Below are 26,942 nucleotides of genomic sequence, written 5' to 3' on the forward strand. Positions count from 1 at the left end.
GGCTGCCTCGTCAGACGACGTCAGCGCCGATGGGACGGCCGTCCTCGATCTGGTCGAGGTACTCGCTCATCCCGATGCCGGTCTGTCCACGACATTCGAACTTGGTCATGGCCTCGGTGATCCGGGTGAGGAGTTCGTTGCCCTCGGGGTCCTTGCGGCGGTTGCGCAGCGGGATGAGCGACAGGACCTCGCCGGTGACCTCGTAGGTGTCGTGGTCGGTGGTGACCGTGCACCGCATCGCTGTCTGGTAGTGGTTCTCGTCCCAGTCGGACTCGATGGTGCAGTCGCGGATGAGGTGGTATTCGTCGCCCTCGAGGACCATGCCGCCGGGCCGGCCGCCGACGATCGAGATCATCATCGCGAACTCGTCCGAGAACACCAGCGGGAGCCAGCGGTACCACGAGATCGCCTGCCAGAACCGCGGACCCCACGACTTGTCGCGCAGGCCGAGGCCGTTCATGTCGATGGTCTCGTCGCCGACCCGGATGGTGCCGGTGACCGCGCAGTGCTGTTCGTAGTGCGCCTTCGAGAACGACTTCTCGGCCTCGATCACGAGGTCGCTGCCGTCGTCTTCGTAGACCGGTCGGCCGCCGTACATCGGTGACGTGCCGTGGTAGTCGAGGTCGACCTCGCACTCCTCCCACGGGTTGTTCTTGAACGCCGTGCGGGGATCGGCCATCTGGCCGGGATCATCGAGCACGCAGACCTTGCCGGAGTACCGGACCTTCAGGTGCTTGAAGGGCTCGACGACGTCGATCGAGAGGCCGCCCGCGTTCATCTCGTCGTTGTTGTCGATCTGGGGGCGGGCGTAGACGAAGCCGACCCGGCCGCCGGAGAGATAGATGCAGACCGTCATCTCCGCGTAGCCCTCGTTGACGCGGTTGCCGATGCGGAACCAGCCGCCGAGCTGCTGCTCGAGGTCGAAGGCGTTGAGGTACATCGACTCGTTGTAGTTCGAGGCCTCGTCGGGCTGATGCGTGTACTCGTCCTCGGGTTCGAGGACGGTGATGATCTTGCGGTCTGCCACGGAGGCCCCCTGTTTCTGGATACGGCTGTTGCCACCGTAGCCGCCCTCCTGTGGGGACCACCGAGACGCCAGCCACCGAGGACCCGGAGGTCGTTCTGCTCCGGGTAGCTTCGCCCGCCATGAGCCCCGGCGTGCGTGCTGTCGTCAACCCATCGACCGGCCAGACCGTGGCCGAGGTCCCCGAGGCCACGGCGGCCGATGTCGACGCCGTCGTCACCCGCGCTACGGCGGCGCACGGCGACTGGTCGCGGTCGACCGTTCGGAACCGTCGCGACGTCCTGCGCACCATCGCGTTGTTGATCCGCCGCGACGCCGACGACCTTGCACGGCTCGAGTCGGCCCACGCAGGCAAGCCGATCGCCGCGGCCCGCGGCGAGGTCGGTGCGGCGGCCGAGGTGTTCGAGTTCTACGCCGGTGCGGTCGACAAGATCCACGGCTCGACCATCCCCGGCAACGCCGACGGCACGTTGCTCACCTTCCGCGAGCCGGTCGGCGTGTGCGCCGCGATCGTGCCGTGGAACTTCCCGCTCCTCATCCTGTGTTGGAAGCTGGCGCCTGCGCTGGCGATGGGCAACGCCGTCGTCGCGAAGCCGGCCTCGCTCACCCCGTTGACCGCGCTCGCGCTGTCGCACCTCGCCGTCGAGGCCGGTCTGCCCGAGGGCACGTTCCAGGTGGTGACCGGACCCGGTGGCGCGGTGGGCGAGGCGCTCGTCACCCACCGGGACGTCCGCAAGGTCACGTTCACCGGTTCGACCGAGGTGGGGCGTCGGATCATGGCGCTCGCCGCCGACGACGTCACCCGGGTCGGTCTGGAGCTCGGCGGGAAATCGGCGAGCGTGGTCTTCGACGACCTGTCCGACGACCAACTCGACGTCTGCGTCGAGTCGTCGATCTGGTCGGTGTTCGACAACGCCGGTCAGGACTGCTGCGCACGCAGCCGGATGTTCGTCCACGAGTCCGTGGCCGACGCGTTCACCGAACGCTTCGTCGCCCGGGCGTCGTCGATCGTGGTCGGTCCGACCGAGGACGAGGCGACCGAGATGGGGCCCTTGATCTCGTCGGGCCAGCGAGAGGAGTCGGAGGCGTTCGTCGCGTCGGCCGAGGCCGAGGGTGCGCGGCGTCTGTGTGGCGGCGAACGGCCGGACCTGCCGGGCCACTACCTGACGCCGGCGGTGTTCGATCGCGCCACGCTCGACATGCGCTTCATGCGAGATGAGATCTTCGGCCCGGTCGTCGGCATCCAGACCTTCCGGACCGAGGACGAGGCGGTGGCGTTGGCCAACGACTCGATCTACGGCCTCTCGGGCTCGATCTGGTGCCGCGACATCGGCCGCGCACTCCGGGTGTCGCGCGCGATCGAGACCGGGATGCTCTCGATCAACACGTCGTCGTCGGTCCACATCGAGGCGCCCTTCGGCGGCGTCAAGCAGTCGGGGATGGGCCGAGACCAGGGTCTCGCCGCCCTCGACCACTACTCCGAACTCAAGACCGTCTTCATCGCCAACGACTGACCCCCCCCCGAAGCCCCGAAAAATCTGGTTCTGGGTGCAAGAAGTGGACGTCAGATGGCGATTCGCGCACCCAGAACGGGATGTGAGGGGTGATTGCGGACGAGATGTGGCCGCAATGCGCGCGACAGTGGGCTCGTGAACGACCCGACGACGCGGACCTTGCGTCTGCTCTCGCTGCTCCAGACCCACAAGTTCTGGCCGGGCGGTGAGCTGTCCGAACGACTCGAGGTGAGTGGCCGGACGCTTCGTCGTGACATCGACCGACTCCGCGAGCTCGGCTACTCGGTCGACGCGACACCCGGGGTGGCGGGCGGCTATCGGTTGGCGGCCGGACCGCACATGCCGCCACTCGTCCTCGACGACGACGAGGCGATCGCGCTCGCCGTCGGCCTGCGTGCCGCCGCCGGAGCGGCCATCGCCGGCATCGAGGACACGGCGATCCAGGCGCTGGCCAAGCTCGAGACCGTGTTGCCCGACCGACTGCGACGACGGGTGAACGCGCTGCATGCCAACACCGCCGAACTCCGGTGGGCCTCTGCCGACGCGTTGGTGGATCCCGAGGCCCTGGGGACGCTCGCCCAGGCCTGTCGCGATCGGGAGGAGGTGCGGTTCGACTACGTGCGCAAGGACGGCGAGGCGTCGGCGCGGCTGGTCCAACCGCACCAACTCGTGTCGGTCGGTCGACGCTGGTACCTGGTCGCGTTCGACGTCCGGCGCGACGACTGGCGCACCTTCCGACTCGACCGGATGGAGACGCCACGGCTGGCGGGCGTGCGGTTCGACGAGAGAGCGCTCCCCGACGGGTTGGATGCCGCGGCCTTCGTCGGTCGCTCGATCCGCCAGAGCCCGACGGCGCACGAGGCCGACGTGACGGTCGTGGCCGAACCCGATGCCGTGGCCGACGTCGCCCGCTGGCTCGACACCGGCATCGAGAATCTGGGTGACGGGCGGTGCCGCGTCCATCTACGGTCCGACACCCTCGGCTGGCTGCTCACGCAGGTGACCACGTTGGCCACCCACTTCGACGTGTCGGTCGACGGTGGTGACGACCTGGCGGAGCTCGTCGCCACCACGGCCGCACGCCTGGCGAAATCCTGAACCCCCGACCGATTGCGGCCACGATCCGACCGCAACTGTTCGTACCGTCGGAATCGCCAGATCCCAGACGACGAGTCCCCGGACGATGAGTTCCGGACGCCGGACACGTCATCACTGCAACGAACCGAATCCGAAGAAGCCCCTGGAGTTCCCATGTCATCCCCCATCGCCATCCGGGCCACCGGCCTCACGAAGCGCTACGGCGACGTCCTCGCCCTCGACGGCCTCGACCTGACCGTCCCCGAAGGGTCGGTCCTCGGTCTGCTCGGCCCCAACGGCGCCGGCAAGACGACCGCGGTCTCGATCCTGACGACGCTGCTCGTCGCCGACGAGGGGTCGGCCACCATCGCCGGCGCCGACCTGCGCACCGAGCCGCAGCTCGTGCGCGAGCGGATCGGGCTCTCGGGCCAGTACGCCGCAGTCGACGAGGTCCTCACCGGCTACGAGAACCTCGACATGATCGGACGGCTCTACCGCCTCGGGAGGAAGCGTTCGCGAGCGAGGGCCCGCGAGCTGCTCGAACGATTCGACCTGGTCGACGCCGGCGACCGTCCGGTGAAGACGTACTCCGGCGGCATGCGCCGCCGACTCGACCTGGCCGGCGCCCTCGTCGCCGAACCGCCGGTGCTGTTCCTCGACGAGCCGACCACCGGGCTCGATCCTCGTAGCCGGATCGAGCTGTGGGGGGTCATCCGCGAGCTGGTCGAACGCGGCGCCACGCTCCTGCTCACCACGCAGTACCTCGAGGAGGCCGACCAACTCGCCGACGAGATCCTCGTCATCGACCGTGGCATCGAGTTGGCACGCGGGACGTCGGACCAGCTCAAGACCCAGCTCGGCGGTGAGCGGATCGAGGTCACGGTCGCCTCGTCCGCTGCGATCGACGGCGCCCTCCAGGTCCTGGGCGGCGTCGGCATGGGCGACGTCGACGTCAACACCGCCACCCGCACCCTGCAGGTGCCGATCCAGGGTGGTGTCGCCACACTCGCGACCGCGGTCCGGGCGTTCGAGGAGCGCCAGATCGCCGTCACCGACATCGGCCTCCGTCGGCCGACGCTCGACGACGTGTTCCTCACCCTCACCGGACACCGCACCGACGACGAGACCCAACCGTCGGCCGATGCCGACGACCGGCGAACGCCGTCGTCCGAGCTCGAGGAGGTGGCGTCATGACCGCCGTCTCGCTCGTCTTCGCCGACGCCGCCGTCGTCGCCAAGCGCAACGTCATCAAGATCACCCGGGTACCCGAGGTGCTGGTTTTCGTCCTGCTCTCACCGATCATGTTCGTGCTGATGTTCAGCTACGTCTTCGGCGGCTCGATCGACATCCCGGGCAGCAGCTACCGCGAGTTCCTGATGGCCGGCATCTTCGCCCAGACGGTCATGTTCGGCGCCACGTTCACCGGTGCCGGGATCGCCGAGGACATGCAGAAGGGGATCATCGACCGTTTCAAGTCGCTGCCCATGTCGCGGTCGGCCGTCCTGGCGGGCCGGACCGCGTCCGACGTGATCTACAACCTGCTGTCGCTCGCCATCATGGTGATCACCGGCCTGCTGGTCGGGTGGCGCATCCGCGGTTCGATCCTCGAGTCGATCGCGGCCCTCGTGTTGCTCCTCCTCTTCGCCTACGCGATCTCGTGGGTGATGGCGTTGGTGGCGCTGTACGTGCCCAGCCCCGAGGTGATCAACAACGCGTCGTTCATGGTCATCTTCCCGATGAGCTTCGTGGCCAACACGTTCGTCACGTCCGACAGCCTCCCCGGCCCACTCCAGACCTTCGCCGAGTGGAATCCGGTGTCGACCGTGACCCAGGCATCACGCGAGCTCTTCGGCAACATCCCGGAGGGGACGCCCGAACCGACCGCATGGCCGCTCCAGCATCCGGTCGTCTACACGCTGGCCTGGGTCGTGCTCCTCGTCGGTGTGTTCGCGCCGCTGTCGGTGCGTCGGTACGAGAAGGCCTCGACCAAGTAGTGCCTGGCGTCCGGTAGGGCCGGAGTTGGTGGCTGTGGGGTCGTCGCGGCCACGATGAACCCGTGTCCAAACCCGTCGAGGAAGCCGAGCGGCGCCGCACGTTCGCCATCATCAGCCATCCGGACGCGGGCAAGACGACCCTGACCGAGAAGTTCCTGCTGTACGGCGGGGCGGTGCAGGACGCCGGTCAGGTCAAGGCCCGTGGCGAGCGTCGGCGCGTGCGTTCCGACTGGATGGAGATGGAGCAGCAGCGCGGGATCTCGATCACGTCGACCGTGCTGCAGTTCCCCTACCGCGACACGGTGCTCAACCTGCTCGACACCCCGGGTCACCGCGACTTCTCCGAGGACACGTATCGCGTGCTGGCCGCGGCCGACGCCGCGATCATGGTCCTGGACGCGAGCTCGGGCATCGAGCCCCAGACCCTGAAGCTGTTCGAGGTCTGTCGCGAACGCCGGATCCCGCTCCTGACCTTCATCAACAAGTGGGACCGCCCGGGCAAGGAGGCGCTCGAGCTCACCGACGAGATCGAGAAGACCCTCGACCTCGCGGCCATGCCGGTCACCTGGCCGGTGGGCATCGCCGGTGACTTCCGTGGCCTGCTCGACCGACGCTCCGGCGACTACATCCGCTTCAGCCGATCGGCCCACGGCGCGACCGAGGCCGGCGAAGAGGTCCTCGGAGCGGAGGAGGCCGAGGAACGCGACGGCGAGAGCTACGTGAACGCCATCGAGGAGATCGAGCTGCTCGAGGCGTCGGGCTCCGACCTCGACCGCGACTTCTTCCTGTCGGCCGATGCGACCCCGGTCTTCTTCGGCTCGGCCCTCACCAACTACGGGGTTCGTCTGCTGCTCGACGCGGTGGTCGACCTCGCTCCCTCGCCGCGTCCTCGCCCCGACGTCGACGGCGCCGAGCGTGCGCTCGACGATCCGTTCTCCGGGTTCGTGTTCAAGGTGCAGGCCAACATGGACAAGAGCCACCGCGACCGCATCGCGTTCGTGCGCGTGTGTTCCGGCGAGTTCGAGCGCGGGATGGTCGTCACCCACGACCGCAGTCGCAAGCCGTTCTCGACCAAGTACGCCCACTCGGTCTTCGGCGCGGAGCGCGAGACACTCGAACAGGCCTACCCCGGCGACGTGGTCGGTCTCGTGAACGCCACCGAGGTCCGTGTCGGCGACACGTTGTGGCTCGACGAGCCGGTCACCTTCCCGGGGATCCCGGCGTTCGCCCCCGAGCTCTTCGCCGTCGCCCGTCCCAAGGACGTCGGCCGCTTCAAGCAGTTCCGCAAGGGCATCGCCCAGCTCGACGAGGAAGGCGTCGTCCAGGTCCTTCGTGACCGAGACCTCGGCGACCAGGAACCGATGCTGGCGGCAGTGGGTCAGATGCAGTTCGAGGTCGCTTCGGCCCGCCTCGCAGACGAGTTCGGTTCGCCCGCCGAGCTGTCGATGACCCGCTACTCCATCGCTCGGCGCACCGACGAGGAGACCATGCAGCATCTCAAGGGCATGACCGGCGTCCGGGTTCTCGAACGGTCCGACGGCGCACTGCTCGCCCTGTTCGAGTCGACGTACTGGTTGCAGCGCATCGAATCCGACAATCCCGACTGGACGCTCGACGCCCTCGTGGCCGAGGGCATGGCGGGCTGAGTCACCGGAGCAGTCGGTAGCCTCCGGGGATGCCCGGAATGCCTGTGCCCGGAGCCGAGTGGGCCGGCTTCCGAATCGAGGAGCAGATCGGGTCTGGTGGTTTCGCCCAGGTGTTCTCGGCCTGGGAAGTCGGCGTCGATCGACGTGTCGCGCTCAAGGTCGTCCCGGCCGGGACCGATCCGGCGGCGACCGCCCGCTTCGTGCGCGAGTCCCGTCTGGCCGCCGATCTCGCGCACCCCGGCATCGTGCCGATCCATCGTGTGGCCGAACTCGACGGGATGGCGTACCTCGTCATGGGGCACATCGGGGGCGGGGACCTGGCGCAGGAGATCCACACGTCGCCGCTGACCCTCGACCGTGTCCGGTCGGTCATGGGGCAGCTCGGCGGGGCCCTCGATCGAGCGCACCGCGCCGGTGTGGTCCACCGCGGGGTCGAACCGGCGAACGTGCTGTGTGGCGATGGCGACGAGGTGTACCTGACCGGCTTCGGCGCCCCCGAGGCCTCGGTGCACGATGCATCGCCCGAGCTCGTCCGTGGCGAGGTGCTGACCCCGGCCAGCGACGTCTACGCACTCGGTTGCACGCTGTTCGAGTGTCTGACCGGCCGTGTGCCCTTCCCGGCCGAGACGCCGGAGCAGGTGGCGTCGCACCACCTCGGGTCGCCACCGCCGCGGGTGACCGCGCTGCGGCCGGACCTGTCATCGGAGCTCGACGAGATCGTCGCCCGGGCGATGGCCAAGGACCCGGCCGAGCGTCACCCGTCGACACGCCACCTCGCCGAGGCCGTCGCCCTCGTCCGCACCGACACGGCGGGCTCCCACGAACCGACCGCGGCGATCCTCGCCGTCGAACCGGAAGCCGCCGAACCCGACGTCGTCGGTGGACGCTCCGTGTTCGACGAACCGACGGCGGTCAGCGCACCGCTCACCGCACCCGTGGCCGTCACGGCGCCACCGATCCGACGCGGCGATGCGCCGCTCGACGGCGCAGCGTTCGGGATCTACGAGGAGGAGCGTCGACGATCGCGACTCCCTGTCGTGATCGGTGCGCTCCTGGTCGTCGCGACGTTGGTCGTCGGCGCACTGGTGCTCCGCGCGATCAACACCGATGCCGAGCTCAGCAGTGACACGGCACCCTCGACGTCCTCGACCACGCCCGACGAGGACGCGTTCGAAGTGACGGTCGACTCGCTCCGGGCGCTGGTCCCGTCAGCGGTCGACACCTGTGTCGAACCGCAGAGTGACGCCGTCGACGTGCCCATCGTGTTCCTGTGCCCCCTCGACGGCGTGCCCGAGTCGCTGGCCCTCGAACTGCATGCGTCGACGGCCGACCGTGACGCCCGCTTCGCCCAGTTCGTCGACGACCTCGGTGTCTCGGACCGTGACGACGCCGAATGCGCGCTCGGCCGCATGGGTCGCCACGACTACGCGGCCGATGGTCACGGAGGCGAGGTCGCCTGCATCGAGACCGGAGGTCTGGTCGAGTTCGTCTGGACGCGCGACGACGCGCCCGTGGTCCTGGTCGCGAGCGGTGGCGGACGCTTCGCCGAGTACGAGGATGCGTGGGAGGAGCTCGCCGAGCGCACCGACGGGACGTTCCCGTTGCCCGAGGAGCAGATGTTGCTCGACGCACTCCCGCAGGAGTTCCTCGTCGACTGCGCCCGGGACCTGACCTTGGCGATCGACGCCGGCGGCGAGGTCGCGGCGGCGTGCAAGCCGCCCGACGCCAGTCCGACGGTGATCTCCTGGGTCCTCTTCGCGGACGACGATCCGATGGACGACTGGATCGACTCCCAGCGGGCGTCGCTCGACTCGAACAACTTCGACACCACCGACGATGGCTGTTCGCCGCAGGGCTTCGGACAGGTCGACTCTCTGGAGGAGACGACCGAGGTCCCGGACGAGGACGAACCCGCCGACAGCGGTGAGGCGGCCCCGATCGCCGGCCCCCCTCCGGACGCGGCGTACCTGGACTACGACATCGACGGTTCCAACGGCACCGTGCTGTGCTTCGTCAACACCAACGGACTCAACGCCGTCTTCTGGACGCGGGACGGCTCGCGCATCGGCTCGATCGCCGTCTCCGATCGCGGGGCGGGCGACTCGATGATCGACCTGTTGCGCTGGTGGCGAGACGGCGGACACCGACCGTGAGCCGACCGACGGATCGCGAGCTCTCCACCGCTCGTCTCGTGGTCGACCGGGTGGTGCGCGCTCGGATCTCGGACCCCGTCGATGCGGAGGACCTGACGCAGGAGACGCTGGCGCGCGTGATCGCGGCCTGGGACGACGTCGGACCCGACGACCTCGAGTCGTTCGTGGCGACGGTCGCGCTGAACGTCATGCGTGACCAATGGCGTCGCACCGCCACTGCTGACGTCAAGCTCCCGCACCTGATCGACCTCCGTGAGCCCGAGCGGCCCGACGACGTCGCGGTCGATGCCGAGATGTCCGATGCGTTGCACGGTGCGCTGGCGCAACTCCCCGCCGATCGCCGCGATGCGCTCCTCGCCCACGAGCTCTCGGGCGTCACGACCGCAGAATTGGCCGGGCCGACGTCGTCGCCGGGCGCGATGGCATCGTCGTTGGCCAGGACCCGCGCACACCTCCGGGTCGGATTCCTGCTCGCACACCGGCGCGTCGACCTCCCCACGGATGCGTGCCGACCGGTGCTCGACGCCGTGTCGTCCGCCGACTCCCGCCGTCGGGCGCGTCTCGACGTCGAAGACCACCTCGCACACTGCGCGACCTGTGCCGAACTCGCACCGCTCCTGCGTCGTGGTGGCGGCATCTGGCTCGGGGTGGCCGCGCTCGTCGCTCCGACCCTCAAGCGTCGCAAGCGCGAGCTGGGGGCTGCCGCAGCTGCGACGGCGGTGGTCGGTGCGCTGATCCTCACGGGAGGGGCCGACGCAGACGACGTCCGACCGGATGCCGCATCGGGGGTGGCCGCCCCGCCGACCGAGTCGCCTACTCCCGTCGGCGAGGCCGCGCCGTCGGCCGACGCTCCGGCCGACCGGACGGACCTCGATGCGCCGGCGGAGACACCGCCCGATGCCTCCGCTCCGCCACCGTCACCGCAGCCCTCCGCCACTCCGGGACCGCAGGTCGTGGTCGAGGACGCGGACCAGCAGCCGGAGGCGTCGTCCCCAGACGACGACGAACTCCGACCCGCCGTCCACCTTCCGCGACCGAGCGCGCTGCTGGGCTCTGACGTCGTCGCCGACCACCCGCTCCTCAGCCCGCTCGAGCCCGTTGCGTGCGAGCTCCTCGAGATGCTCGGTGATGCCGGCCTCCCGCTGTCGTGTCGGTCGTCGGAGCCATCGGATCTGGCGCTCCTCGGCGGCTGACCCTGATGGGTCGAACGGATCAAATCGCCCAGATCGACGGCATGCGGGAGGGCGTCGTGCGTCCCAACTCGCGATGACCGGAACTCCGTCCGTGCACGACACGAACACCGCCTCGTGGCCCCGCGCCCTGCTGGCCGCGTCGCCGGACGGGTACGTGGCGCTCGATCGCAACGGCTCGGTCCGCTACGCCAATCCTGCTGCCGCGGATCTGCTGGGTTGGTCGCTCGAACAACTGGCGGTCCGCGCCTTCGCCACGATGTTCCATCCCGACGACGAGGAGTCGGCACGCGAGACCATCGAAGGGCTGGTGGCCGAGAGAGCGGGCCTCACTCGCGCACGCCTCCTGGCTCGTGCCGAACATGGTGTCGTCCGGGTGTTGGACGTCGTCCTCCGCGACCTCCGCCACAGCGAGGCCATCGAGGGCTTCGTCGTGACGATCCGAGACTCGACCGCCCAGGTCCAACGTGAGCGTGACCTGTCACACCAGTTGGCCCACGACACGTTGACCGGCGCGATGAGTCGCGGTGAGTTCCTCGAACGGGTCGAGGCCGCGTTGACCGACCGTCGCCGTCGGCGGCCCATCGGCGTCCTGTTCGTCGATGTCGACTACTTCAAGCTGGTGAACGACCAGTTCGGTCATCACGTGGGAGACCGATCGCTGGTGTCGGTCTGCGAGATCATCCAGGGCGCGGTCCGCGACGGCGACATCGTGGCCCGCTTCGGGGGTGACGAGTTCGTGGCGCTGTTGTACGACGTGCAGGGTTCCGCCGATCTGGGCGACGTCGCCGAGCGAGTGGTCGAGTCGGTACGGCTCCGCGGTCAGGTCGACGACGAGGTGCTGGCGGTCACGGTGAGTGTCGGCGGTGCGCTCAGCGCCGAGGACGGGGTCGCCGGTCTGCTGCACCGCGCCGACCACGCGCTGCTCGACGCCAAGAACGGCGGACGCGACCAGGTCGTGCTCGACGGCTGAGGTCAGCAGCGGGAGTCGTGCGCCGGTGGCTCGAGGTCGACGAGGTAGTCGACGGCGATGGTGTCGACGCAGGAGCTGCCCTGGAACGTGATGGTGTGTCCTTCGCCCTCGTAGGTCAGCAGCACGCCGGAGGTCAGGCGCTCGGCGACGGTGACACCGTTCTCGTACGGCGTCGCCGGATCGCCGGTGGTCGACACGACGAGGATCGGCGGTGCGCCGTCTGCGGTGACGCCGCCGACCGGGTCGGGTTCGACGGGCCACACGGCGCAGCGGATGTAGTCGTTGACGATCGCCTCGCCGAAGCGGGGAGCGTCGGCCTCGGCCGCTGCCGCGCGTGACAAGAACACGTCGGTCGAGTCCGGCCACGCCGAGTCGAGACACGACACCGCGAAGTAGATCGAGAAGTCGGCCAGCCCGGCGTAGCTGTCGGCGAGGGCGACCATGCCGGCCCCGTCACCAGCGAGCGCATCGGCGAGTGCCCGGTCGAGCGATGGCCACAGCGTCTGGTTGTAGAGCGGATAGGCGAGTGCGATGGCTGCCTCGCCCGGGCCGAGGACCCTGGCACCGTTCGACGACTCGACGCCCTCCTCGGCGAGTGCCAGCACCTCGTCGACCACGTCGAGCGGGTCGTCGAGACGGCAGTTCGACCGGGACGGGCACGCCGCCGCCCAGTTGGCCAGTGCGGTCTCGAAGCCCTTGGCCTGGTCGATGGCACTGTCGATGCCCGCCGGCTCGGGGTCGACGAGGCCGTCGATGATCATCGCTCGGACACGGTCGGGGAACAGCTCGGCGTAGGCCTGGCCGATCGAAGTCCCGTAGCTGTAGCCGACGTAGGACAGCCGGTCGTCGCCCATGCCTGCTCGGATCAGGTCCATGTCGCGGGCCACGTTCTTGGTCCCGAGGTGGGGGAGCATCGCCCCCTTGGCCGCCTCGCAGTCGTTCGCGTACCGGGTCGAGATGTCGATGAGGGCCGCGGCGTCGGTCTCGTCCTCGATGGTGGGGTCGGCCGAGTACAGGGTCGCGGGGTCGAGCCCGCAGTCGAGTGGGGTCGACTGCCCCACACCGCGCGGGTCCATGCCGATGATGTCGAACCGTTGACGGATCGAGTCGGGGATGGGGAACTGGGTGATGAGGTCGGCGGCACCGGCGCCTGGCCCACCGAAGTTGAAGAACAGTCCGCCGATGCGATCACCGGTGGCGGGGAGGCGTTTCACGAACAGCGAGATGGTCTCGCCCTCGGGGTCGTCGTGGTCGAGCGGCACGACGACCGTGGCGCACTCGCCGCCTCCGCAGTCCGACCAGTCGACATCGGGTGGCGTCGGGGCGGGTTCCGTCGACGGGGTGGGCGCGGGGACGGTCGACGAGGTCGTGGTGGTCGACGTCGTAGCCGCTCGCTCGGGCGCCGCGTCGCTCCCACATGCTGCGACGAGCAACGAGAGCGTGACGAGGGCGATCCTGATCGAGCGGCGCTGGTTCACGACGAAGAGTCTGGCCCCTGGTCGAGCTTGGTCTCGATGCGGGCCATGGCCTCGGCCAGGGTGGCGACGGCGTCGTTGAGTTCCTCGATGGTGGCCACGTCGGCGAGGGTCAAGCGCACCGACGCCAGTTCGCGGGCCAGGAACTCGGCTTCGGCCTGGGTCCTCGCGTTGACCTCTCGGTCCTGCTCGGCCTGTTCGCGGTCGCGTTCGTCCTGTCGGTTCTGTGCGAGGAGGATCAGCGGCGCGGCGTAGGCGGCCTGGGTCGAGAACGCCAGGTTCAGGAGGATGAAGGGGTACGGGTCCCATCGGAAGCGGGCGAGCGCGACCACGTTGAACGTGATCCACAAGCAGACGGCGATGGTCTGCCCCATCAGGAACCGTCCGGTGCCGAGGAAGCGGGCGATCGCCTCGGAGAAGCGCCCGAACGCGTCGGGGTCGAAGTGGATGCCGATCACGCCACCGCGAGCGGGGCGCGTCAGGTCGTCGGAGCGTCGCAACAACCCCATGGTTCAGGCCTCCGGACCCCGCCCGCGGGCGGCGTCGGCCTGGACGCGGAGCTGGAGGCGGCGGCGCCATCCCTTGGGGAGCATGTGGTCCATCACGTCGTCGATGGTGACCGCGCCGATGAGTCGCCGAGCGCTGTCGCACACGGCGACCGACACCATGTCGTACGCCGCGAGACGACCGGCCACGTCGATCTTCTCGACGTCGGGGGTGAGGTACTCGGGCCGATCGGGCACGAGGTCGCCGAGCAGCATCGACGGCGGATGGCGCAGGAGACGCTGGATCCCGATCGCACCCAGGTACCGGCCGGTGGGAACCGACGTCGGCGGGTTGACCACGAAGACCTGCGCAGCCAACGCCACCGGAAGCGCCTTGACCCGCAGCAGTGCCAGGGCTTCGGCGACGGTCGACTCGGGCGGCATGATCACCGGCTCGGGCGTCATGAGACCACCGGCGGTGGCCGACTCGTAGGTCAGCAGTCGCCGCACCGGGGTGGCCTCGTCGGGCTCCATGGCGCCGAGCAGGCGGGCCCGCTCGTCGGCCGGCAACTCGCCCAGGAGGTCGGCGGCGTCGTCGGGGTCCATCGCCTCGAGGACGTCGGCGGCCCGCTCGAGGTCGAGGCCTTCGATGATCCGGATCTGCTCGTCCTCGGGCAACTCCTCGAGCAGGTCGGCGAGGCGGTCGTCCTCCATGATCTCGGCGAGCCGTTGGCGCTTCTCGTGGGGCAGGGCGCGGATCCGGTTGGCGACGTCGGCGGGCCGCATCTCACGGAGTTGGGCGACCTCTTCGGCGTCGGCGCCGACGTCGAAGAGCGCCGGCGCCGCAGTCCAGGGAACGATGGTCGGGTTGCGGCGTCGGGCGAGGGGCCCGCGGCCACCGAGCGCCAGCGTCGTGAGCTGCCACGTGGCGCTGAACGTGTCGGTCGGGGCGATGCCGACGTCGATCACGTAGAGGTCGTCGACCGGGGATCCGACGATGTCGCCGAGGGCGAGCAGTTCGCCCTGGCGCTTCCGGAACGGGCGGACGTCGATGGTGCCCAGACGCATGCGGACACCGGTGGCGTCGATGTCGCCGATGCGGTTGGCGTTGACGAAGATCTGGCGGCGCTGCACCGAGGTGACGAAGCCGAGCACCTTCGGTGCCGACCGTCCGGCCGGCCCGACGACGACGTCGCTCACCTGGCCGATCGTCGCTCCGTCACCGTCGACCAGCGAGAGCCGCGCGACGCGCGACACGTAGCGCAGATCGGGCCGCAGATCAGTCTGTGTCTCGCTCGCGGTCGTCTCCGGCACGGGCGAAGTCTACGGCCGACCCCCGAGTCGTCACGCGTGTCTCGCGGACCCGGTCACGACTGACGGATGGCGTAGACCAGCGAGCCCTCCATCACGAGCTTGCCGTTGCTCGTCGCCTCGGCCCGGCAGTAGGCCATGGTCCGCCCGCGCCGCGTCACCCACCCTTCGGCGATGGTGTCGGCCTGGGTGACGGCGCCGACGTAGTTGATGTTCATGTTCACGGTGACGAACTGGACCTCGGGTCCGTACGCCGTGCCGATGGCGGGAACGACGACGGTGTCCATCAAGGTCGCCAGCGCGCCGCCGTGGACGACACCCGCAGGCTGGTCGAGTTCGGTCCGGTACGGGAGCCGCATCCGGCAGTAGTCGCGCCGCATCTCCTCGACCTGGAGCCCCACCAGCGAGGGGAAGTACGTCCGGCCAGGCCAGTTCGCGAAGTTCCTCCACGGGGCGAGCTTGTCTTCGGGCAGGGTCTCGAACTGGTCAGCGCGCATTTCACGACGGTACGCCCCCCGTACACTCCTGCCGTGCCTCGCCGCCTCCCGCTGCTACCGATCGCGCTGGTGGGGTTGCTGGTGATCGCGGTCACCTGGTGGATCGACGACCGTGGCACCGACGATCTCGCGTCCAGCGGTGGCTCGGGCGCCCGAGTCGATGTCGTGGCCGACACCACCACCACGACCACCGAGCCGCCGTACGAGGGCTGGTCCGACCCGTCGAAGTCGGGGAAGCCGTGGCCCGGTGCCACGGTCGAGGGCCTCCTCACCTTCCGCGGCAACCCGACCCGCAGCTTCTACGGCTCCGGCCCGGTGCCCAAGACCGAACCCGAGGTGGGGTTCCGGTTCCCGCGTGAGGGCGGGATGTGCAGCGAGTCGACCAACCTCGGGACGACCAAGGTCTGGTGCGGCATGGGCTGGACGGGCCAGCCGACGATCTTCGAGCGCGACGGCCGGACGTGGGCCGTCTTCGGCGCCTACGACGGTGCCGTCCACTTCATCGACGCCGACACCGGCGAGCGGATCCTCCCGGACTTCCCGACGGGCGACATCATCAAGGGGACGGTCACCATCGATCCCGACGGGTTCCCGCTCGTCTACTCCGGGTCGCGCGACAACCGGTACCGGGTCCTGTCGGTCGACGGCACGGAGCCGGTCGAGCTCTGGTCGATGCACGCCGACGACTTCTCGCCCGTCAAGTGGAACGACGACTGGGACTCGTCGGGGATGATCATCGACGATCACCTCTTCGTCGGCGGCGAGAACAGTCGGTTCGTCATCGTCAAGCTCAACCGTGGCTACGACGCCGCGGGCAACGTGTCGGTCGCTCCCGAGATCGTCTTCGACGTCGCCGCCTGGGACCCGGAGTTGCTCGACGCCATCGGCGACGAGACCGTCTCGGTCGAGTCGTCGCCGACGGTCGTCGCCGACACCGTCTACTTCGCCAACTCCGGTGGTCTGATCCAGGGCTACGACATCGCCGGCCTGGAGGGGCTCTCGGAGGGGGGCGGCACGGAGCCGACCCGCACCTTCCGGTTCTGGACCGGTGACGACACCGACGCCTCGGTCGTGGCCGACGTCGACGGCATGCTCTACGTGGCCAGCGAGTACGAGCGCGCCGGCACTGCGGCCCGGTCCGACGTCGTGGGGCAGCTCATGAAGCTCGATCCCACCGTGGCCGAGGGCGAGGACCCCTTGGTGTGGTCGTTCTCCGACAACCGCACCCGACCCGGCGGCATGTGGGCGACGCCCGCCATCCACGGCGACGTGATCTATGCCGCGACCAACGGCGGCCGGCTGCTGGGCATCGACCGGATGACGGGACGCGAGCTGTGGTCGAAGTCGCTGCCCGGACCGCTGTGGGGGTCGCCGGTGGTGGTCGACGACGTCTTGTTGATCGGTGACTGCAGCGGCGTGTTCCACGCCTTCGACGTGTCGACCCCCGGCGAGGACCCGCCGAGCCTCTGGGACAAGGAGCTCGGTGGCTGCATCGAGGCCACACCCGCGGTCTGGGGCGGACGGATCCTGGTGGGCACCCGGTCCGGGGCGCTGTACTCCCTCGTCGCCCCGAAGGCCGCTGCCGCAGAGACCACCACCTCCGACGCCGCCGACGGGTGATCTCCCCGGAGCGGGGACTGCAGGCCGGGACCTACGCTCCCGACATGGCACGAGAGCGCGAGATGAGCTTCGAGCGGCACATGAGCGACAACGAGGCGCTCATGTGGAACCTCGAGAAGGATCCTGCGCTGTCGTCGTGGTTCGCGAGCATCACCATCCTCGACACGGTCCCTTCGATCGAGCGGCTGCGGTCGCGCCTGGCGGTGGCAGTGGCCGACATCGCCCGCCTGCGTCAGCGTGTGGTCCCGAGTGTCGGTCGACTCTCCCCCCCGATGTGGGCAGAGGACCCCGAGTTCGACCTCGACTATCACATCCGCCGGATGGCGGTCCCGTCGCCGGGTGGCCCGGCCGAGCTGCACGAGATGGCGGCCAACCTGTTGCTCGACCCGTTCGAGCGGACGCGCCCGCTGTGGCAGTTCGTGGTCATCGAGGGCCTCGAGGGCGGCAAGGCGGCGCTCTTCCAGAAGATGCACCACACGATCACGGACGGCGAGGGGGGCATCCGGCTCGCCGAGAAGTTCACCGACTTCGAACGCGACGCCAGCCATGACGACCCGGTGATCGAGGTCGGTCAGCGCCCCGTGGGCGAGGACTTCGGCGAGTCGGCGCGCGAGGCACTCGGTCACAACGTCCGTCGGGTCGGCGGGGTGACGCAGCGGGTCGTGAAGTCGGTGGTGCTCAATCCGTTCGGTACCGCAGCCGGCGTGGGCGCAGTGGTCGGCGAGGTCGCGAAGACCCTCGCCCCGGCCGGTGATCCGTCCGAGGCCGTGGGTTCGCCCCTGTGGAAGACGCGTTCGCTCAAGCGGTGGTACGGCACGATCCAGATTCCCTTCGACGATGCGAAGAAGGCCGGCAAGGGACTCGGAGGGACGATCAACGACTTCTTCGTCGCTGGTGCGCTCGCCGGGTCCGTGGCCTACCACGAGGCCCGCGAATCGGCGCCGCACAAGCTGCGGGTGGCGATGCCAGTCAGCACCCGCAAGGACGGGTCGGCCGGAGGTAACCAGTTCTCGATCACGACCAACGAACTCGACGCTCCCACCGGCGCCGCCGCGGCGTTCGAGGTCGTGCGCGACGGTCTGGCCGACGCGAAGGCGGGGACGTCGGTCGACATCCTCGGCAGCCTGTCGATGGTCATCAACCTGCTGCCCACCTCGGTGTTGGCGAAGTTCGCCAAGGACGCCGCGTCGTCGGTCGACTTCACGGTCTCCAACGTCCGCGGTGCGCCGTTCGAGGTCTACATCGCCGGTGCCAAGGTCGAGGCGCTCTACCCCATGGGCCCGATCGCAGCGACGGCGTTCAACCTGTCGATGATGTCGTACGCCGGAATGCTCGACATGGGCCTCGTCGTCGACGCCGGCGCCGTCGACGAACCCGAAGAGCTGCGCGACCACATCGAGGCCGCCTACCGAGAGCTCATCGAGCTCGGGACGTGAGTTCGTCGTGAGCCGCTTCACCGCCCCGCTGCTCGTCACGCCGATGAGCGACGGCCGGACGTGGCTCATCGTCACCGACGACTTCCGCTACGAGATCGGCAACGAGGGGTCCGGCGACGAGATCCACGTGCCCCAGTGGATGGCGACCGACTTCGCCAGCGTGCCCCGCCCGGTCTGGTGGTTCGTCGCTCCGTGGGGTCGTCACGGCCATGCCGCGGTGGTCCACGACGCCGGGTACTACCTCCAGACCCGTTCGCGCCGGGCGTACGACCGGGTCTTCCTCGAGGCCATGACGGTGCTCGGCACCAACCCCGTGAAGGCCCGGCTCATGTACCTGGCCGTGCGGGCCTTCGGCGGCCTGGCGTGGCGGGCCAACGCTCGTCGGTCGGCCGAACACCCCGGGTGGAAGATCGAGGATCCCGTCGACCTCGGCCTCCCGGCCGGCGATGCCGCGGTCGCCATGCTCTGTTCTCACCGTGACGAGGCGCCGTCCCTGCGGAGCGTCCGCGCCGAGATCGATCCCTGACCGGTCGGTGAGGAAGCTCAGATGCCGAGCTGGCGGGAGGCGAGATCGCGCATGATCTCCTCGGAGCCGCCACCGATGGCCTGCACCCGCACTTCTCGATAGAGGCGCTCGACGGTGTCGCCGCGCAGATAGCTCGCGCCGCCGAGGATCTGTGCGGCCTCACGGGCGCAGAACTCGAAGCACAGCGTGGCGTTGACCTTGGCCTCGGCGATCTCGGCCACGGGGTTGTCGCCCTGGTTCAGCCGCCAGCTGAGCAGCTCGAGCCAGGCCTGCGAGGCGTTGATGCAGCGGTCCATCTCGGCCAGCTTGTGACGGATCACCTGGTGGTCGGCGAGGCGCTTGCCGAACGTCTCGCGCTCGCGTGCCCAGTTGACGGCTTCGTCGAAGCACACCCGGCTGAACGCCGTCGACTGCACGGCGAGGTCGATGCGCTCGGCGTTGAAGTTGTTGACGATGGCCGAGAAACCGGCGTTCTCCTCGGTGATGAGGTTCGCGACCGGGACCCGGACGTCGTCGAAGTACAGGGTCGCGGTGTCGGAGGCGAGCCAGCCCATCTTGTCGAGCTTGGTGCGGTCGACGCCGGGCCGGTCGCCCTCGATGAGGAGCATCGAGATGCCGGCCGGACCTTCGCCGCCGGTACGGACGGCGGTCGCGAAGAAGTCGGCCCGCATGCCCGAGGTGATGAATGTCTTCGATCCGTTGACCACGAAGTCGTCGCCGTCGCGTCGTGCCGTGGTCTTGATGCGCGCCACGTCGGAGCCGCCGGACGGTTCGGTGATCGCCAGCGCGGCGATCTTCTCGCCGCTCATGCACGGACCGATCACCCGAGCCTTCATCTCGTCGGACCCGAACCGCTGGATCGGCGGCAGACCGATGTAGTTGGAGAAGATGGCCGCGACCACGCCACCGGACCCCGCTCGGCAGAGTTCCTCCATGAGGACCAGGCGCATGAGGGCGTCGCGCTGGCCGTGGCCGCCGTACTCCTCGTCGAAACCGTCCCCGAAGAGACCGATCGCCCCGGCCTTGGTGTAGAGATCGCGGGGGACCTCACCCGCCACGTCCCACTCGTGGACGTTGGGGGTGATCTCCTTCTCGGTGAACTGACGGACGACCTCGCGGTACGCCTCGTGGTCCTCGGTGTAGAAGGGGCTCGAGATGGTGGTGGCGGAGCGACTCATCGCCGCGAGCCTTTCACACCGGATCGGTCGAGACGACCGTCCGGATCACTCGCCGCCGCCCTTGCGGTACTCCTGTTCGGCGCAGGCGATCTCGTCACCCTCGTCGCACTGGCTGCTGATGGCGTCGTCGGGGGCCATCGAGTAGCTGTTGCCGAGGCCGTAGTTGCCCTGCGCCGTCAGTCCGTCCTGTTCGAGCAGGTCGCACGCTTCCGCGAAGCCGTCGTAGATGCAGGCGACCTGGGCCTTGACGAGGTCGTAGCTGTCCTGGTCCTCGTCGAGCGGGATCTCGAGGTATTGGGTGTTGACCCAGCCACCCGTCGCCAGCAGCGGCGTCCCGATGTTCCACCACACGGCACCGTCGGAGGTGACGGCGCAGGCGTCGGCGTCGTCGCGTGTGTCGACGTACTCACCCTGGGGCAGCACGTCGATCTCGTCTTCGCCGGCACCGGGCAACTGCCGGGCGACCAGTCCACCGTCGGGGTCGTCGTCGGCGATGCCGGTCACGACGTAGACGGGCGCCAGCGGCGTCTGGGAGTAGTCGCACGTCCCGATCCCGGTCGGCGTCTCGTCGGGGTCGTCGTCCGGCGCGTCGTCGCTCGCCTCGGTCGTCGTGGTCTCGTCGACAGCCTCGGTCGTGGTGGAGCTGTCTGCGCTCTCGTCGGACGAGTCGCCGTCGGAACCGCACGCGCCGAGGGCCAGCAGTGCGACCGCCGCCGCGGCAAAGAGTCGTTGGATCGCCATGAGTGAGTGCCTCCCGTGTACCGCCTCCGCCGTGCGGCTCGTGGGCGACCGTAGTGGCTCAGTGATCGTGGTCGGTGTGTCCGTCGTCAGCAGCGGCCGCGTCGTCCGGAGCGTCGGCACCGTGGTCGCCGTGGCTGCAACCTGATCCGTGCGATCCCTCGATGCCGGCGAACGGTCCGCACTCGTGCTCCATCAGCCACACGTGGATCATGGGCTGGGTGGCCCGGAACTCGCCGCGCACGCACGAGCCGGTCGCGTTGGTGGTGCCGACGACCCGGCTCCCCTCCCAGCACAGGTTCTGGTGGTCGTGCCACGGCGTGAGGTCGCCGGCGATGTCGGGAGCGTCGTCCATCGTGAAGCCGAACGGGAGGAGGTACATGGCCGATGCCACTTCCTTGGTCCCGTCGGGGTTGACCTTGAGCACGATCGACTCGATGCCGTTCGGGTCGAGGTACGCCGGATCGGCGATGAGCCCCACGTTGATGTAGTGCTCCCAGCCGGTTCCGCCGTCGCCGATCGAGGTGTATCCGGCCGCCTGCACGGCGGCCTCGTCGGGGAAGGCCTTCATGGCCTCGGTGGTGTCGACGAGCAACTTCTCCGCAGCAGCCCGTTGGTCCGGCGTCTCGGCGGTGTCGAGCCACGAGACGAACGCGGCCGGGTAGCCCAGTTCGGACGCCGTCGGCACGACGTCGTCGGGGGTGTCGCCGGTGTCGTCGTCGTCATGGCCGTCGTCGTGCGCCGTGCCGTCGTCGGTGGCGAGTTCGGCGCCGTCGTGGGCGTGGGACGAATGGTCGTGTTCGGTGGCCATGGCGGGCACGACGGCGATGAGCATCGCGGTGGCGAGCACGGGAACCAGTGGGCGTGGGAGCGCTCGTGCACCGATGTCGAGGAGGGAGACGCCGGCGGCCACGATGGCCACGAGTTCGAGACCGACGGCCAGGCCGTCCTGGAGTCCGAGGGTCTGCGCCCCGTCGAGGCCGTCGACGAAGGAGATGCCGACGGTGCGAGCGGCGATCCAGGTGCCGAGCGCGATCGTCTGGAGTGCGATGCCGGCGAAGACGACCGCTCGCTCGTCGCGTGTGACGGCCAGTGCGGCCCATCCGAGTTGGGCGATGGCGGTCAGGCCGAAGAGGACGGCCAGGGTGCCGAGTTCGGCGTGGGAGCCCGCGGCGGAAGCGTGGACGAGGCCGGCGACGGCGGAAGCCGCCGCGGCGAGGAGGAGCACGGGCGACTTGGCGGGTTTCATCAGACTCTCGTGACGTCGGTCGGAAGGACCGCGAAATCGTACGACGGACCCGACCCGGTGGTCACCTGGCGGTTTGCCCGTTTCGCGTGGAGATCGCCCGGTTGTGCCGTGCCGCCGACGGCCTCAGACGACGATCTCGCTCTTCGTCTTGCCCTTGCTGGCCCAGTGCGAGTCGGTGCGCCCGAGTCGGAACGCCTCCGGCTTCTGCTCGTCGCCGAGGAGATCGGTCTCGAGCCAGAGTCGTTTGAGGTGACGGATCTTGCCGGCCTCGCGGTCGTCGGCGTAGCCCTTGCGAGCGTGGAGCACGTGGTAGTTGTTCACGAACTGCATGTCGCCGGGCCGCAGCGCCATCGAGACATGGAAAGTCGGGTCGGCGCACATCGCGTCGACGCGGTCCATGGCCTCGTTCGCCGCCTCGGACGGGCGGGGTGCATCGGCGTGTCGCCGTGAGGCGATGATGTACGGCCGGATGTAGCGGACGAACAGTCGGTCCTCGGTCCGGTTGGCGATCGGCATCGTGTACCAACCCTTGCCCCCCGGGGCCTGTTCGCCGCGGAAGTCGTAGGGCATCGGTTCGTACAACGCCGCCGCCAGTTCGGGCTCGGTCCGGGTCAGTTCGTTGTGGATCGACACGACGTTGGCCACGAGGCTCTCGCCGCCGGCCTTCCCGGCATCGAGGCAGAACAGACCGACGAGGTCGGAACCGTCGGAGTGGAACGGGAACGGGACGCCGCCGATCTCGTTGCCGCGAGAGGTGGGGTCGTCGACTGCCTTGCCCTGGTCGGTGACGTCGCCGAGCAGGTGGCCCTTGGCGTTCTGCGGCCACGGCATCCCGAGGTGGGTGCCGATCCCCCAGTAGATGGTCGATGCCCGCTCCTTGCCGTAGCGGTCGACCGGTACGCCGCGGATCAGCGACACACCGGCGCCGTTGATCAGGTCTTCCTTGATGCGGTCGAGTTCCGGCCCGAGCGTCGGCAACGGGAAGTGGTGCTTCTCGATGTCGAGCACGTCGTCGGTGACCGACTCGGCATGGGTCAGCGCGGCATCCAACTCCGCCACGTGGTCGTCGGTCAGTTCGAAGACGTAGCGGTCGCCGAGGCTCTCGGACGTCCACTCGCAGCGCTGTTCGAGCGGCTCGGCTCGCATGCCATCTCCCCCCGCACCCACCGTCGATCGGGGACGCTCGGACCAGTGTCGCACCCGCGCACCCGGTTCCGCGTCGAGTGCAGAAGTGCTGGTCAGCGGCATTGTCGACGACCAGGGGTTTCGCGGCCGACTCGCAGGTCGACGAGGGCGCCTCAAGCGGCGACCACGAGATGCCGATGTTGTATGCGGACGCGGCGCACGGCGCGGAGGGAACGAGTCCGTAGGGGGTGAACCGGAGTGGTGGACGAGAAGCGGTGGTCGGCTCGACCGTGGGCGTCGCGCGCCGTCAAGGTCGCGGCGTTCGTCACTCCTCTCGCGATCTCGGTGGCTGCGACCATCGTGGTCAGTCACCTGGTCGCCCCGCCGGAATCGCTCCTCGCCCGGTTCGCGTGGTGGGTCGCACTGTCGGCGATGGCCACGGTCATCCTGGTCGCGGTCGACCGTGTGTCACGTCGGCTGCTGCCGCTGTCGGCGCTGCTCGGTCTGTCGTTGGTCTTTCCCGACGAGGCGCCGTCGCGGTTCCGGACCGCGATCCGCAACGGCACCGTGCGGCAACTGGAGCGCCGGATCGAACAGGCCCGGACGGAGGGGCTGGGGGACGACGAGGGCGAAGCGGCGCGTCGCCTGGTCGAGCTGGCGGCGGCGCTGTCGGTGCACGACCGATTGACCCGCGGTCACTCGGAACGGGTGCGGGCCTACACCAAGCTGATCGCCACCGAGTTGAAGCTCCCGGACCGTGACGTCGACCGGCTCCAGTGGGCGGGTCTGGCGCACGACGTGGGGAAGCTCTTCGTCGCGCCAGAGATCCTCAACAAGCCGGGTTCGCTCACCGACGCCGAGTACGAAGCGGTCAAGCTGCATGCCGCACGGGGAGCCGAGCTCGTCGAACCGCTGCGGGGGTGGCTCGGAAGCGCCATCGAAGGGGTCGGGCAGCACCACGAGCGATGGGACGGCAAGGGCTACCCGCAAGGACTGATCGGACCGGAGATCAGCAGCGCGGGCCGGATGATCGCCGTGGCCGACGTGTTCGACGTGATCACGAGCGTGCGCAGCTACAAGAAGGCGAGCGCCGTCCTCGCCGCACGCGAGGAACTGGTCCGGTGTTCGGGCACCCAGTTCGACCCGAAGATGGTGCGAGCGTTCCTCAACATCGGCCTTGGCCGCCTGCGGATGATGGTGGGTCCCCTGTCGTGGTTGGCGCAGCTCCCGGTCGCCGGACGTGTCCCGATCGGGCCGGCGGCCGTGGCCGCCGCCGGCGGGCTCGCCGCCAGCGTCGCGCTCGTGCTGGGTGGGGTCGCCCCGTCGGGCGAGCCGGACGATTCGGTGGCGATCGGCGAGGTGCCGGGCGTCGACGAACCCGCCGCCGTCACCGAGATCGATCGCATCCCCGAGCCGATCGTCTCCGTCGACACCGTGCCCGACCCCGACTTCGACCCCGCCCCCGATCAGGCACCGACGTCGCTCCCCGTCGTCACTGGGACCACGACGCCATCGTCCACGCCCACCTCGGTGCCCTCGACGCCGTCGCCCACCGTTCCGCCTGCGCCGACTCCCGACCCACCGTCACCTCCGCCGCCCCCGACGCCTCCACCGTCGACCACGACCACGACCACGGTGCCGGCACCGCCTCCTCCTCCACCCCCACCTCCGCCACCACCGCCCCCGGTGCCCCCGTCGGCCCTCGACGACACGGCGTCGGTCGACGAGGACGGCAGTGTCCTGGTGGACGTCGTCGCCAACGACCTGGCGGGAAGCGGGGGTCCGATCCGTGTGATCGGCGTCGACCCGACGCCCTGGGGAACGGGCACGATCGTGGGTGGCCAGTTCTTCTTCACGCCGTTCGCCGACACGAACGGCGAGATGACCGTCGGCTACACGATCGAGGACGACCTCGGGCAGACCGCCTCGGCCTCGGTGGTCGTCACCGTTCTGCCGGTCAACGATCCCCCGAGCTTCTCGGAAGGTGTCGATCCGTCGGTGCTGGAGGACTCGGGAGCGTTCGTGGCCACCGGGTGGGCATCAGCGCTCGTGGGGGGTCCGGCGGACGAGGACCAAGCGCTGTCGTTCGTCGTCGGCGCAACGGACGAGTCGTTGTTCGCCGTCGTCCCCTCGGTCGACGGCGGCGGGACCCTGCGGTTCACGCCGGCGTCGGATGCGAACGGGTCGACGCTGGTCTCCGTCGAGGCGTTCGACTCGGACGGTGCCGGGAGCGGGACGCGGTCGTTCACGATCACGATCGACCCGGTGAACGATGCACCCCAGGCCGAACCGGAGTCGTACCAGACCGACCTCGGTGTCCCACTGGTCATCGCGGCCCCTGGTCTGTTGGACAACGACAGCGACCCCGACGGGGACACGCTCTCCGTGCGGGCAACCCCGGCGTCCGGACCCTCGAACGGCAGCGTGACGCTGAACGCAGATGGCGGGTTCACCTACACGCCCGGGCTGCTGTTCACCGGGCTGGATCAGTTCACCTACGTCGTCGACGACGGCGCCGGCGGCGTGGACTCGGCGACGGTCGACGTGTTCGTCGACTCGACGCTCCTCCCGCAGGGCCTCTACTTCGGCGTGGGACCAGCGACGAGCAACCGGTGGCCACTCCTCGGGGCACAGGCACCCCCGCCCCCGCCGCCCCTGCCGGGCGAACCCGATCACGATCTCGACGGTTCCGCCGGCCTCACGCTGCGGGACTCCGACCAGGAACTCGCGAACAGCGACCCCTCGCGTTCGCAACACTGGACGCTGGCGCCGTTGGTGCCGCTCACGCTCCGCGGACCGGTGACGTTGGACCTCTGGAGCACCGTGGCCGGCTTCGAGGACGACAAGGACATGGACTACTCGGCCTGGTTGCTCGACTGTGCCCTCGACGGCACCGGTTGCACCGTGATCACCAGCGCGGTCGACCGGCACATCGACGACTGGAACGGGGGCGTGTCCGGGTGGGTCCACAAGACGCTCAACGTGGGCTCGGCCGACCATGTGGTGCTCCCGGGTCGCTCCCTCGAACTTCGTCTCATGGTCGATCACGAGGATGCTTGGATCGCCATGAGTCCCTCCCGCCCGAGCCGACTCAACCTCACCCTGGGGAATTCGACGCCGATCGCCAACGACGACTCCTACACGGTGCTCGAGGACTCGGGCGTCACTCCGTTCAACGTCCTCACCAACGACGTGGACACCGACCTCGTGCCGTCGAGCGTCACGGTGCTCTCCGGCCCGTCGATCGGGTCGGCGAACGCGAGACCGGACGGGGTCGTCGAGTACACGCCGGATCCGGACGCCAACGGAACGGACAGCTTCACCTACCGAGTGTGCGACCTGGTGCTGGTGTGTGACACCGCCGTGGTCACGATCGGGGTGACCGCCGTCAACGACGCCCCGACCTTCGCCGGCGGGACGGCGATCGTGGTTCCTGTCGACAGTGGGTCGCACAAGTTCGACCCGTGGGCGACCGCGATCTCCACCGGAGCCGCCGACGAGGACGGCCAGAGGGTGTCCTTCGTCGTGACCAACGACGCGAACGGGCTCTTCTCGGCGCAACCGGCGATCGACCGGGACGGAGAGCTCTCCTTCGAGGTCGCCCCCGGAATGACCGGTCAGGCGACGGTGACCGCGGTGATCCAGGACGACGGCGGGACGGCCAACGGTGGCGTCGCCGTCGGGACGACCGTCGTGTTCACGATCGACATCACGCCCTGATGCTGCGGGCG

At 69.3% G+C, this 26,942-nt stretch carries 21 protein-coding genes; 12 read left to right on the forward strand and 9 right to left on the reverse strand.

Features of this window, described 5'->3' with window-relative positions; genetic code table 11:
* Nucleotides 1-10: 10 nt before the first annotated feature.
* A complete protein-coding gene (locus tag AB8619_RS18545; RefSeq protein WP_436794107.1) occupies nt 11-1,027 on the reverse strand; it encodes a DUF7064 domain-containing protein in 1,017 nt (338 codons plus the stop codon).
* A gap of 119 nt (nt 1,028-1,146) precedes the next feature.
* Here AB8619_RS18545 and AB8619_RS18550 point away from each other — a divergent pair, with 119 nt between their 5' ends.
* The 8 genes from AB8619_RS18550 (at nt 1,147) to AB8619_RS18585 (ending at nt 11,571) form a co-directional block, all read left to right on the forward strand.
* Nucleotides 1,147-2,538, forward strand: a complete 1,392-nt coding sequence (locus AB8619_RS18550; RefSeq protein WP_436794108.1) for an aldehyde dehydrogenase family protein — start codon at nt 1,147-1,149, stop codon at nt 2,536-2,538.
* Between the two features lie 135 nt (nt 2,539-2,673).
* On the forward strand, nt 2,674-3,636 hold the full coding sequence (locus AB8619_RS18555) for a helix-turn-helix transcriptional regulator (RefSeq protein WP_436794109.1): 963 nt from the start codon (nt 2,674-2,676) through the stop codon (nt 3,634-3,636).
* 153 nt (nt 3,637-3,789) lie between these two features.
* A complete protein-coding gene (locus tag AB8619_RS18560) occupies nt 3,790-4,809 on the forward strand; it encodes an ATP-binding cassette domain-containing protein (protein ID WP_436794110.1) in 1,020 nt (339 codons plus the stop codon).
* Entirely contained in the window at nt 4,806-5,609 is an 804-nt protein-coding gene (locus tag AB8619_RS18565) for an ABC transporter permease (RefSeq protein WP_436794111.1), read from the forward strand. Before AB8619_RS18560 ends, AB8619_RS18565 begins: the two co-directional genes overlap by 4 nt.
* A gap of 62 nt (nt 5,610-5,671) precedes the next feature.
* Complete coding sequence (locus AB8619_RS18570) at nt 5,672-7,255, forward strand: peptide chain release factor 3 (RefSeq protein ID WP_436794112.1); 1,584 nt, start codon at nt 5,672-5,674, stop codon at nt 7,253-7,255.
* 29 nt (nt 7,256-7,284) lie between these two features.
* Complete coding sequence (locus AB8619_RS18575) at nt 7,285-9,408, forward strand: serine/threonine protein kinase (RefSeq protein WP_436794113.1); 2,124 nt, start codon at nt 7,285-7,287, stop codon at nt 9,406-9,408.
* The gene (locus AB8619_RS18580; RefSeq protein ID WP_436794114.1) at nt 9,405-10,601 is read left to right on the forward strand and encodes an RNA polymerase sigma factor; all 1,197 of its coding nucleotides are present in this window, start codon (nt 9,405-9,407) and stop codon (nt 10,599-10,601) included. Before AB8619_RS18575 ends, AB8619_RS18580 begins: the two co-directional genes overlap by 4 nt.
* 73 nt (nt 10,602-10,674) lie before the next feature.
* Nucleotides 10,675-11,571 (forward strand): GGDEF domain-containing protein, encoded by an 897-nt coding sequence (locus tag AB8619_RS18585; protein ID WP_436794115.1) that lies wholly within the window; start codon nt 10,675-10,677, stop codon nt 11,569-11,571.
* A 2-nt stretch (nt 11,572-11,573) separates the two neighbouring features.
* On the opposite strand, the gene AB8619_RS18590 is transcribed toward AB8619_RS18585, so the two are convergent.
* Genes AB8619_RS18590 through AB8619_RS18605 form a run of 4 tightly spaced genes read right to left on the reverse strand, consistent with a single transcriptional unit; the run spans nt 11,574 to nt 15,339 of the window.
* Complete coding sequence (locus AB8619_RS18590) at nt 11,574-13,049, reverse strand: alpha/beta hydrolase (protein WP_436794116.1); 1,476 nt, start codon at nt 13,047-13,049, stop codon at nt 11,574-11,576.
* Nucleotides 13,046-13,546, reverse strand: coding sequence for a DUF1003 domain-containing protein (locus AB8619_RS18595; RefSeq protein ID WP_436794117.1), 501 nt, complete (start codon nt 13,544-13,546; stop codon nt 13,046-13,048). Before AB8619_RS18595 ends, AB8619_RS18590 begins: the two co-directional genes overlap by 4 nt.
* 12 nt (nt 13,547-13,558) lie before the next feature.
* Nucleotides 13,559-14,845, reverse strand: coding sequence for a magnesium transporter MgtE N-terminal domain-containing protein (locus AB8619_RS18600; protein ID WP_436794118.1), 1,287 nt, complete (start codon nt 14,843-14,845; stop codon nt 13,559-13,561).
* A 53-nt stretch (nt 14,846-14,898) separates the two neighbouring features.
* Nucleotides 14,899-15,339, reverse strand: coding sequence for a PaaI family thioesterase (locus AB8619_RS18605; RefSeq protein WP_436794119.1), 441 nt, complete (start codon nt 15,337-15,339; stop codon nt 14,899-14,901).
* Nucleotides 15,340-15,372: 33 nt separating this feature from the next.
* Between AB8619_RS18605 and AB8619_RS18610 the strand changes: the two genes are divergently transcribed.
* From AB8619_RS18610 to AB8619_RS18620, 3 genes are read left to right on the forward strand one after another with little or no spacing between them, the layout of a single operon-like run.
* Nucleotides 15,373-16,959: an outer membrane protein assembly factor BamB family protein gene (locus AB8619_RS18610; protein ID WP_436794120.1), complete on the forward strand. Its 1,587-nt coding sequence runs from the start codon at nt 15,373-15,375 to the stop codon at nt 16,957-16,959.
* Nucleotides 16,960-17,003: 44 nt separating this feature from the next.
* Nucleotides 17,004-18,395: a wax ester/triacylglycerol synthase domain-containing protein gene (locus tag AB8619_RS18615; protein ID WP_436794121.1), complete on the forward strand. Its 1,392-nt coding sequence runs from the start codon at nt 17,004-17,006 to the stop codon at nt 18,393-18,395.
* A gap of 7 nt (nt 18,396-18,402) precedes the next feature.
* On the forward strand, nt 18,403-18,921 hold the full coding sequence (locus AB8619_RS18620; protein WP_436794122.1) for a DUF1353 domain-containing protein: 519 nt from the start codon (nt 18,403-18,405) through the stop codon (nt 18,919-18,921).
* 17 nt (nt 18,922-18,938) lie between these two features.
* On the opposite strand, the gene AB8619_RS18625 is transcribed toward AB8619_RS18620, so the two are convergent.
* The 4 genes from AB8619_RS18625 to AB8619_RS18640 all read right to left on the reverse strand — a co-directional run bounded on the left by AB8619_RS18625 (nt 18,939) and on the right by AB8619_RS18640 (nt 23,232).
* Nucleotides 18,939-20,099, reverse strand: a complete 1,161-nt coding sequence (locus tag AB8619_RS18625; protein WP_436794123.1) for an acyl-CoA dehydrogenase family protein — start codon at nt 20,097-20,099, stop codon at nt 18,939-18,941.
* Nucleotides 20,100-20,144: 45 nt separating this feature from the next.
* Complete coding sequence (locus AB8619_RS18630) at nt 20,145-20,840, reverse strand: hypothetical protein (RefSeq protein WP_436794124.1); 696 nt, start codon at nt 20,838-20,840, stop codon at nt 20,145-20,147.
* Between the two features lie 58 nt (nt 20,841-20,898).
* A complete protein-coding gene (locus AB8619_RS18635; RefSeq protein ID WP_436794125.1) occupies nt 20,899-22,086 on the reverse strand; it encodes a hypothetical protein in 1,188 nt (395 codons plus the stop codon).
* A gap of 123 nt (nt 22,087-22,209) precedes the next feature.
* Nucleotides 22,210-23,232, reverse strand: a complete 1,023-nt coding sequence (locus tag AB8619_RS18640; RefSeq protein WP_436794126.1) for a TauD/TfdA family dioxygenase — start codon at nt 23,230-23,232, stop codon at nt 22,210-22,212.
* A gap of 240 nt (nt 23,233-23,472) precedes the next feature.
* Between AB8619_RS18640 and AB8619_RS18645 the strand changes: the two genes are divergently transcribed.
* Nucleotides 23,473-26,931 (forward strand): Ig-like domain-containing protein, encoded by a 3,459-nt coding sequence (locus AB8619_RS18645; protein ID WP_436794127.1) that lies wholly within the window; start codon nt 23,473-23,475, stop codon nt 26,929-26,931.
* Nucleotides 26,932-26,942 lie beyond the last annotated feature (11 nt).

This window comes from Actinospongiicola halichondriae (assembly GCF_049103745.1).
Lineage (GTDB): Bacteria > Actinomycetota > Acidimicrobiia > Acidimicrobiales > Salinilacustritrichaceae > Salinilacustrithrix > Salinilacustrithrix halichondriae.